Source organism: uncultured Blautia sp. (genome assembly GCF_902497045.1).
Taxonomy (GTDB): domain Bacteria; phylum Bacillota; class Clostridia; order Lachnospirales; family Lachnospiraceae; genus Blautia_A.
Genome location: NZ_CABVDF010000305.1, coordinates 1 through 2,532 on the forward strand (window position 1 = coordinate 1; position 2,532 = coordinate 2,532).

At 44.0% G+C, this 2,532-nt stretch carries 2 protein-coding genes; both read left to right on the forward strand.

The window, feature by feature from the left end:
* Positions 1 to 1,949 (forward strand): ribonuclease R (gene rnr, locus RDS42_RS14060; protein ID WP_308784210.1); only part of this gene is annotated, 1,949 nt, incomplete at its 5' end.
* A gap of 13 nt (positions 1,950 to 1,962) precedes the next feature.
* A complete protein-coding gene (smpB, locus tag RDS42_RS14065; RefSeq protein WP_308784211.1) occupies positions 1,963 to 2,433 on the forward strand; it encodes an SsrA-binding protein SmpB in 471 nt (156 codons plus the stop codon).
* The last annotated feature ends 99 nt before the right edge of the window (positions 2,434 to 2,532 follow it).

The following is a 2,532-nucleotide window of genomic DNA, read 5'->3' on the forward strand; positions in this document are numbered from 1 at the left end:
ATATTAAAAATCTTGAGAAACTGGGGCTTATAAAAGAGGGGATCTTCATTGGGAATCCAAGAGGATTTGGATTTGTGGAGACTGGTGAAGACGAAGAAGATATCTTCATTCCCGCAGATTCAGTGAATACTGCCCTTCATCAGGATAAGGTACAGGTCCTCTTAAAAAAAGACCAGAAGCCTGGAAAGCGAAGAGAGGGAGCTGTGCTGAAAATTCTGGAACGGAGCACATCGGAAGTGGTTGGTACGTTTCAGCGGGAAGGGGATTATGGATTTGTTGTCTGTGATAATCAGAAACTTTCCAGGGATGTTTATATCTCTGCAAAAAATTCCCATGGTGTCCGTGATGGAGAAAAGGTAGTTGCCCAGATCATAGATTATGGTACAGAACGTCGTAAGCCAGAAGGGAAGATCACGGAAGTTCTTGGCAGCATCCATGCGCCGGGAACGGATATTCTGGCTATTGTAAAAAGTTTTAACATTCCGTCGGAATTTCCGGTCCGCGTGATGAATCAGGCAATGCGTGTTCCGGATCATGTGCTGGATGCCGACTGGGATGGCAGAGAGGATCTTACGGGGCTTATGACAGTTACTATCGACGGAGAAGATGCAAAGGATCTGGATGATGCGGTTTCTCTTACAAAAGAAGGGAATATTTATCATCTGGGAGTTCATATTGCAGATGTGAGCAATTATGTTCAGGGCGGAAGCGCTATTGATAAAGAAGCATTAAAAAGAGGAACCAGCGTGTATCTGGCAGACCGAGTGATTCCCATGCTTCCGGAACGTCTTTCCAATGGGATATGTTCTCTGAATCAGGGGGTGGACCGTCTTGCTCTCAGCTGTCTGATGGATATAGACGGGCAGGGAAATATTGTGGCTCATAAGATCACAGAAAGTGTGATCAGAGTAGACAGACGCATGAGTTATGAACAGGTCCGCAGTATCCTGGAGGATGGAGAGACAGAGACCAGCAGAGAATACCGGGAATTTGTCCCCATGTTCTTTCTGATGAGAGAACTGTCTCAGCTGCTGCGCAGCAGAAGGCATCACAGAGGGTCTATTGATTTTGAGTTTCCTGAAAGTAAAATCATTCTTAACGGTGCAGGACGTGCGATCGATGTACGTCCCTATGAGGCTAACTGTGCCACGGAAATTATTGAAGATTTTATGCTGATGGCAAATGAGACGGTTGCCAGAGAGTACTGCAAGGGGGAATATCCTTTTGTATACAGAACGCATGAAAATCCAGATCCGGAAAAGGTGGAAGAACTTCTGACGCTTCTTCATCATCAGGGAATCCAGGTACGGAAATCCCGGGAGGAGATCACACCGAAGGAAATCCAGGAAATTCTGGAAAGTATCCAGGGACTTCCAAATGAGACAATGATCAGCCGTCTGACGCTGAGAACAATGAAGCAGGCAAAATATACAACAGAATGCAGCGGGCATTTCGGGCTGGCGGCCAGATATTACTGCCATTTTACTTCGCCGATCAGGAGATATCCGGATCTGCAGATCCACAGGATCATCAGAGACAACCTTCGAGGCAGACTTCAGAGAGAGGGAAAAACAGAACATTACAGAGAGATTTTGGAGGAAGTGGCTCGTCAGTCCAGCGTTTGTGAAAGACGGGCGCAGGAGGCAGAAAGAGAATCTGATAAACTGAAAAAGGCAGAGTATATGTCATATCATCTGGGAGAAGAATTTGACGGGATTATTTCAGGTGTTACAGGATATGGACTATATGTGGAACTTTCCAATACAGTGGAGGGGCTGGTCCATGTAACCAGCCTCAGAGATGATTATTATGAGTTTGATCAGGAAGCCTATGAACTGAGAGGACAGCTGACGAAAAAAATTTATCATCTGGGACAGAAGGTCCGTGTCCGTGTGGCAGATGCAGATGCTATGAAGCGTACAGTAGATTTTACTCTTGCAGAAGAGTAAGGAGGAAATGAAAATGGCAAAAAAACAGGGAATCAGGCTGATCGCAAACAATAAAAAAGCATTTCATGATTATTTTATAGAAGATACTTATGAGGCTGGAATCGCGCTTGCGGGAACGGAGGTAAAATCGCTTCGCAGCGGAAAATGCAGTATTAAGGAATCTTTTATCAGAGTGGAACGGGGAGAAGTATATATTTATGGGATGCATATCAGCCCATATGAGAAAGGAAACATATTCAACAAGGATCCTCTTCGAGTGAGAAAACTTCTTCTTCACAGATATGAGATCAATAAGATCGAGGGAAAACTGAAAGAAAAGGGACTTACTCTTGTTCCGTTAAAAGTTTATTTTAAGGACAGTCTTGTTAAGGTGGAAATCGGTATGGCACGAGGAAAGAAGCTTTATGACAAGCGTCAGGACATTGCCAAAAAAGACCAGAGAAGGGAAGCAGAGAGAGATTTTAAAGTGAAAAATCTTTTCTGATCCCATGAAAAAGCCGTTGCTGTAAACGGAATGAATATGAACGAAAAGTCTTAAAATTGTATGAACTTATCGGACATTTAGTTGACAAGAAAGAGATAC

Coding starts and splice junctions, on each gene's coding strand:
- smpB (WP_308784211.1), top strand. CDS start 1,963: ATGGCAAAAAAACAGGGAATCAGGCTGATCGCAAACAATAAAAAAGCA.